Below are 6,306 nucleotides of genomic sequence, written 5' to 3' on the forward strand. Positions count from 1 at the left end.
CAGCCGGTGGGCACCCACGCCTGGGGCTACTGGCAAGAGGCAGTCTGGCGGGCCCAGCGCGACGGCTGGTTCCGCGAACGCTGACGAGGCGATTCAACCTGTTTGGTCCAATTCTGGCGTATCTGCCCGCAGATGCCGAGGTGATGGGTGTCGTCGTTCCATACTGCGGTGGTGATTGCGCACCCGATTCGATGGATGGTTGTTCCGCTGGCCGCCACGCTGGCCCTGGCCGGGTGCTCGGTCGGCGGCGACGCGTCACCGACGACGGCCGGGGCGTCGGAAGCCGACCACAGCGTCGAAGCGGCCGCCGTCCCGACGATCATCGTGCTCGACGCCTCGGAGTCCATGCAGACTGCCGATGCGCCGGGGCGCAGGTGGGATGCGGCGACGAAGGCAGTCGACACCCTGGTCCACGGCCTGCCCGCAGGTACGAAGACCGGCGTGGTCGTGTTCGGTGCGCAGATGCCGGCCAAACGCACGCCACCCCACCGGGCCTGCGCGGACGTCAAGACCGTCCTACCCCTGGGCAAGCACGATCCGGCAGGGGTGACCGCGGCCCTGACCGGATTGGCGCCGCAGGGGTTCACCCCGATCGGGACGGCGCTGCAAGCGGCGGCGGCGATGCTGCCCGACTCCCCGGCATCGGTGGTCCTGGTGTCCGACGGAGAGTCGACCTGCGAGCCCGATCCCTGTGCGGCCACCGCGGAGATCCGTGCGAAGAATCCGAAAGTGACGATCAGCGCCGTCGGCCTGCGCACTGACGCCCAGTCGCTGCAATGTGTGGCGGGCAAAGGGGGCGGCATCTTCCTGACCGCCGACAATGCGGCCCAGTTGAGCGCACGGTTGCGGGCTGCGCAGAACGCGCCGGCGGCGCGGACAAGGCTGAACCCGGTCAAGCTGGGTAACGCGAAGATCGGTGACTCCCTCGACGAGGTCGCCGGCTCGATCCAGGGCTTCCCGCGCCGGGGTCGCCGCGACGGCGACCACCTCATCATCGTGTGGCAGGACTGCTCCTACGTCTTCGACGACAAGGGCAAGCTGATTGAGATCGCGCCAGGCGACCCACCCGGCTCGGCGGGGGTCACGATTGACGGGGTGGCTGCCGGGACGCCTGGCGCGCGGGCCGTCGAGCTGTACGGCAAACCTGTCGCCGAATCGGCGGGGTCAGCGGTTTTCGAGGCCGACAAGAAGGCGGGAACCGGCTATCGGATCGGCTACCGCGGGGCGCGTGTCGAGTCGGGCACGGTGACATCCGTCGTGTTGTGCCGCTGTCTTCCCGAGGCAACCGCGGCCAAACCCACACCGGTCCTCGGCCGGGACAAGTGGGAGAACTCGGCCTATGGCTTCGGTACCGCCCGCCCGGACGGCTTCTCCATCGCATCGACGGCGGCGAGTTCGGTGGGCGAGATCGTCTGGGAGTCCTGGGGCGGGAGCGAGGCCCTGGGTCGGGGGACCAGTCAGCAAAACGGAGCGGGCAACCCGAAGACCGTCCTCTGGGTTCGGGCATCGGACCTGGGGTGGTGTGATGGCGTGTGGGCCTACCGCGAGTTGGAGCGTTCGTCGTCGCGAGATCGATTCTCGGGCGAGGACAAGCGTGACATCTGCAACGGTGACCGCAGCGAACCGTCGAAGTCAACGCCGATAACGCTCAGTCCGAAGAGCAAGCTCACCTTCGGTGGTGCCGGTGGTGTGTACGTTGGGGACAACGCGTCGAAGATCCCCAGGACTTACGTGTCGAAGCAGGCGGCGGGGATGGGCGTGTTCGAGGCCGGAACTGAGTTCTACCACTTCGCCAAGCCGGAGAACGCCTATCAGAGCGACCGCGTCATCCGCGTCGGTCCCCGCGGCGAGATCCAGCAGTTCGAGTGGGACGAGACTGATCGAGGCGTCAAGATCGGCCAGACCGAAGCGCAGGTCCGATCCGCCTACAAGGACACCCCGTCGGCTCAGTGCTCGCTATATCCCCCGAAGATCTATGGCCTGTTCTTCACCGAGAAGGCCACCGGACGGATCGCGTTATTCGTGATCAACGACGGCAAGGTGACCCACATTCGCGCCGCGACCGACATCAAGGCCGACGTCCATTGCCCGTTTGAGTGACGGCTGCAGCGGGCTCGGGTCAGCCGTTGTGGATCTTGCGCGGGTCGACGCCGGTGCGCTCCCAGCCCTCGTTGGCCCACTGGAGGTAAAGCATCTTCATCGGCAGGCGGTTGAACACCGGGTTCATGGCCCGCATGAAGGCGGCGAAGCGGTCGAACCGCTTCTGCATGCGCGGGTTCCATTCCAGTTCGCAGACGTCGCGCATCTGCTGGGGCAGGGTCCCGACGATGACGGTGCGCATGAAGGCGTTCAACGGTACCGACACGACGCGCCACACCGGCTTGGGGATGAACGACGGCCCGGGGATCCCCTGGCGCAGGTAGCCGGTGGCGTAGACGATCGTCTTGGTGGGGACGAAGCGCTCCAGCATCGAGTCCCAGTACTCGCAGAACTCCGCGTAGGTCTGCGGCTGGCTGCGCGCACTCACGCCGTAGAGCTGGTACCAGACCTTCGACTCCTCGAAGATCTGCTCCTTCTCCGCCTCGCTGAGCCGTCGGATGAAGGTGTCGGTGATGAAGAGGACCTGGTCGACGAAGGTCGCGTGCGCCCAGTAGAACAGCTCCGGGTTCAGGGCGTGGTAGCGCGAACCGTCGCTGATCGTTCCCTTGATGTCGCGGTGGAAGTCGCGCACCCGGTGACCCCAGAGGTAGGGGTCGTCGGAGTAGACGGTGCGCATGATCGGCGGGCCGGATCGTTGGGCGCGGCCGAGGAAGTCGTTGAAGATGATCGAGTGGTCCTCAACGCCCTTCGCCAACTGCTCGATGCAGTTCTCGGTGCCGGCGAGTCGTTGGAAGCCCAAGACGCCACGGACGTCGCCGTAGAACTTCCAGACCAGCGAGTCCGCGCCGAGCCGCAGCTCCAGCGAGTCGATGTCGTCGTCGAACGTCGGGGCGCCGAGAATGCTGGGCTCGGCCTCGCGGACCCCGGTGTCGAAATTTTGGACTGTCATGTGACGCACGATACCCCGAGTTTGGAACAAGTGACAATATTTGTTCCAAAGGTGCGCCCGGCAAGAGTGCTGCGACTGGCTACACTATCTCGAATGTACGGTTTGAGATGGGGGACATTGATTGTGGCCGCAGCCTTGGGGCTGTGGGCGGTTTCGGTGTGGATTGCCGTCGATTCGGTGACGGCGACGGACTCGACGCTGTCGTTGGTCAACGCTGCGACCGCCGCCGCCGCTGCGACGGTGCTCGTCGCGGCCATGATCATCGTCAGCGCGCCATCGTCGCGGCGCCCGACGGTGGCGATGGCGGTGGTTCCCGCTGCCGGGTTGGATCTGCTGTACCTCTTCGTCGAAGCGCCCGGGGATTCGGTGATCGCCGCCTTGGCGTCTGGGCTGGCCATCGCCGGGTGGTCATTGGGACATCGGCGGCACCGCGCGGCATTGCTCGCCGCGCTCGTCGGCGGGTCGGCGGTGGGGATGGTCGGGTACCTCCAATACTCGTTCACCGGGCCCGCGGACCCCGGGCCGGCGGTCGCCGGAGCCGGTGCCCTGAGCCCGGGGGCAGCGGTCTTCTGGTTCACTTTCGGCCTGTACGCGGTGGTCTTGGCGCTCGCCGTGGCGGCGGTGTGGTTCGGCGTGTGGATCGATCGCCGCATCGGCGACAAGTCCGACGTCCACTCGGGCCGAGACAGTGACGAGACGCGGGTCTTCATCCTCGGGGCGACGGCCATGTCTCTTGGCGGCATCGCGGTGGGTGCCGTGGTGTTGTTCTGGCTTGTGGGCTCTGCCCTGCCGACCGCGATGGTCGTGATGGTGGCCGGTGCCGGCGTCGCGGCCTGCGGGGCGATCATGCTCGCCGCCGACCCGGCCGTACGACCCCGGGGATGGACGGCGGTGACGCTCGTGGTGGCGGCGCTCGTGGTGGTACTCGCCGATTCCTCGCCGGTGGGCGTATCCGGCCTTGCGTTGGGCGGAGGTCTGGCGGCGTGGTTCGTCGGGCGGCGCCGTCTGCCGGTCCTCGCCCTGGCGCCGGTGGCCGGATGCGTTCTGTTGGTGGAAGCGCAGGTCTTCTACTGGCTCATCGGTCAGCAGTGGCAGTCCCATTGGTACTTCGTCTCCATCGCCGTCGTTCTCGGTCTCCCGCTGACGTGGCTGGGGACGATCGGCGGATTCGCGCATTTGGGTGCCCGGGTCGACCCGCAGACGACCGATGCGGCAATCGGCGATGCGGCGGGGTAATGGTCGTTCGCGCGGCTAGGGTTTCTCCCATGTCGAGTCCCGTGCCCAACATCCGACCCTCTGCCCAGCTGGGATATCCAGCCCCACCCCCGCCGCGGCCGTCGGTGCCGGTGGCGGGCGGGCCAACACCGAAGCCGAGCGGCCGGGAGTCGGGGCTCCTCGGGGCGGCGGTCATCGGTGTGTACGTCCTCGGCGCCCTCGCCCACGCCCTCACGACGGTCATCGGCTTCCTCAGCGGCGGCGGCAACGATATCCTCTTCTCCGCCGATACCGCGGTGATGGTCCTTGCCGAGGTCGCCGTGATCGGGCTGGTGCTCGTCGCGGCCCTACGCCGGCGGGCGGCGGTGGCGATCATCCTCGCCGTCGCCGTGGTGGTGCGGATTCCCGTGTGGTTGTTCCTGGCGAAGTCACTGTTCGACTACGGGCTCTTCGGCGGGTACGACATGACCTGGGTGTACACGTGGGGCCTCACGGTCGATTTCGGGGTGGCGATCGCCCTGGTGATGGCCGCCTGGTACCTGGGGCGCCGCCGCAGCCCCGTGCCCGTGGTTCTCGCCCCCGTTGCCGGATTGATGGTGGCGCTCGCAACGTGGGGGACCGGCCGACTGCTCGGACACTGGCATATCAACTACGCCGGTAACTCCGACATGGAGTTCCGGACCGAACTGGCGGTCCGGTCCGCCTCCTTAACCGTGGCGAACGTCATCGTGGTGGTTGCGCTGGTCGTCGGATTCGCGTGGCTGGGCGTCGCCCTCGACCGTCGCGCCCCGGCCGGGCCGCCACCGTTGTGATCGCGCCCCTCGAGAACCTCCTCGCCACCGCGGTCGTCGTGTCCCTGCCCATGCGGGTCCGGTTCCGCGGCATCACCGTGCGGGAGGCCGTCCTCTTCCGCGGTCCGGCCGGGTGGGGTGAGTTCTCGCCGTTCGTCGAATACGACGACGAGGAGGCGTCGGCGTGGCTGGCCGCCGGGATCGAGGCGGCTTGGTTGGGCCCGCCGACCCCGGTGCGCGCGGCGGTCGAGGTCAATGCGACGGTCCCCGCGGTGCCGGCCGAGGAGGTCGCGCAGATCCTGGCCCGCTTCCCCGGCGCGCGCACGGCCAAGGTCAAGGTGGCCGAGAAGGGGCAACGCCTCGAGGACGACGTGGCGCGCGTGGCCGCCGTGCGAGAGTTGGTCGAGAAGGTGCGCGTCGACGCCAACGGTGGGTGGACCGTCGACGAGGCGGTCACCGCCATCGGGGCGCTCGGCGACCTGGAATACGTCGAACAGCCGTGTCGGACCATCGACGAGCTCGCCCGGGTGCGCCGCGCGGTCGCGACGCCCATCGCCGCCGACGAATCGATCCGCAAGGCCGACGACCCGCTGCGCGTCGTCGCCGCCGACGCCGCCGACATCGCGGTGGTCAAGGTCGCGCCCCTGGGCGGGATGCGGCGCGTGCTGGCGCTGGCCGAACAGATCCCGCTACCGATCGTCGTGTCCAGCGCGCTAGACACCGCCGTCGGGATCGGTGCCGGCGTGGCGACCGCGGCCGCCCTGCCGCGGCTCGACCATGCATGCGGGCTGGGGACCGGCGCGCTCTTCGTCGACGATGTGACGGCCGATCCGTTTGTCCCGACGGACGCGATGCTGTCCCCGCGGCGGGTGGAGGTGTCGGACCCCCCGCGGGCCGATCCGGCACGGCAACGGTGGTGGCTCGACCGCCTGCGCCGGTGTTATGCGCTGGTCGCAGACGCGGGCAACACCCCAGTTTGAAACAAAGCGTTCCATTTGTTCCAATAGCGGGTACAGTGAGAGATAGGCCACAGCCGGTCTGTCGCGCGCCCGGACTCCGGGTGCGTCAATCGAACGGAGATCCGCTCATGACTACGGTATTCGCCCAGGCCCCCGCGGGGAGCGACCTGCGAGACATCCCCGGCAACCCGCGCAACGGTGTGCTGGAGATCCTGCGGATGCGCCACGACCCGTTCACCTTCGCCGAGACCCGGCGCGAGGAGTTCGGCGACGTCTCGGCGATGAGCGCCTT

At 68.3% G+C, this 6,306-nt stretch carries 5 protein-coding genes; 4 read left to right on the forward strand and 1 reads right to left on the reverse strand.

Going from position 1 to position 6,306, the window contains the following annotated elements; translation table 11 throughout:
* Positions 1 to 195: 195 nt before the first annotated feature.
* Positions 196 to 2,100 carry a vWA domain-containing protein gene (locus nbrcactino_RS15135; protein ID WP_161928323.1) on the forward strand — a complete coding sequence of 635 codons (1,905 nt, stop codon included), beginning with the start codon at positions 196 to 198 and terminating at the stop codon, positions 2,098 to 2,100.
* A 19-nt stretch (positions 2,101 to 2,119) separates the two neighbouring features.
* Here the strand turns inward: nbrcactino_RS15135 and nbrcactino_RS15140 are convergent, their stop codons facing one another.
* The gene (locus nbrcactino_RS15140) at positions 2,120 to 3,049 is read right to left on the reverse strand and encodes an oxygenase MpaB family protein (RefSeq protein WP_161928324.1); all 930 of its coding nucleotides are present in this window, start codon (positions 3,047 to 3,049) and stop codon (positions 2,120 to 2,122) included.
* A 123-nt stretch (positions 3,050 to 3,172) separates the two neighbouring features.
* Here nbrcactino_RS15140 and nbrcactino_RS15145 point away from each other — a divergent pair, with 123 nt between their 5' ends.
* Genes nbrcactino_RS15145 through nbrcactino_RS15155 form a run of 3 tightly spaced genes read left to right on the forward strand, consistent with a single transcriptional unit; the run spans position 3,173 to position 6,035 of the window.
* Complete coding sequence (locus tag nbrcactino_RS15145; protein ID WP_228460951.1) at positions 3,173 to 4,285, forward strand: carbohydrate kinase family protein; 1,113 nt, start codon at positions 3,173 to 3,175, stop codon at positions 4,283 to 4,285.
* A gap of 29 nt (positions 4,286 to 4,314) precedes the next feature.
* Positions 4,315 to 5,076: a hypothetical protein gene (locus tag nbrcactino_RS15150; RefSeq protein ID WP_161928326.1), complete on the forward strand. Its 762-nt coding sequence runs from the start codon at positions 4,315 to 4,317 to the stop codon at positions 5,074 to 5,076.
* A 50-nt stretch (positions 5,077 to 5,126) separates the two neighbouring features.
* Positions 5,127 to 6,035: an o-succinylbenzoate synthase gene (locus nbrcactino_RS15155; protein WP_371864593.1), complete on the forward strand. Its 909-nt coding sequence runs from the start codon at positions 5,127 to 5,129 to the stop codon at positions 6,033 to 6,035.
* Positions 6,036 to 6,306 lie beyond the last annotated feature (271 nt).

Source organism: Gordonia crocea, assembly GCF_009932435.1.
GTDB lineage: Bacteria > Actinomycetota > Actinomycetes > Mycobacteriales > Mycobacteriaceae > Gordonia > Gordonia crocea.